General features: G+C 46.4%; 1 protein-coding gene. It reads right to left on the bottom strand.

Annotated elements, in window-relative coordinates; genetic code table 11:
* Positions 1-128: 128 nt before the first annotated feature.
* Positions 129-323 (bottom strand): acetolactate synthase 2 small subunit (gene ilvM, locus CWC14_RS18835; RefSeq protein WP_138564403.1); only part of this gene is annotated, 195 nt, incomplete at its 5' end.

The raw sequence follows: 323 nt of genomic DNA, 5'->3' as shown, positions 1-323 counted from the left end.
AATACGAGCGTGGTGGCTTGCTGGTAAGGGATCATCTCGCCGTTGTGCCAGATTAATTCGGATGTTTGTGTCATGTGTTAATACCTTCTTATAAATCCGTGTTGCTGTGCGCCTTGCTGGTCGCAGCGCTAAATCGCTTGTTGTTGTCGTTGTTGCAAAGTCACGCTTTGCACATCTACCAGCTTATTCAGTTGTTGCGTTAAAAGATAGATGGGTTTGTCGCTGTCGACAGTCATATTGATAGCATAATGCTCTTCACTGCTGGCTAATTCCAACGCCGTTAGCTTGAAACCACGGTGGCGAGCAACTCGTAAAAAGCGTTC

This window comes from Pseudoalteromonas sp. S3260, assembly GCF_005886925.1.
In the GTDB taxonomy this organism is placed as follows: Bacteria; Pseudomonadota; Gammaproteobacteria; order Enterobacterales; family Alteromonadaceae; genus Pseudoalteromonas; species Pseudoalteromonas tetraodonis.
This window is presented reverse-complemented; position numbering and strand designations above follow the sequence as displayed.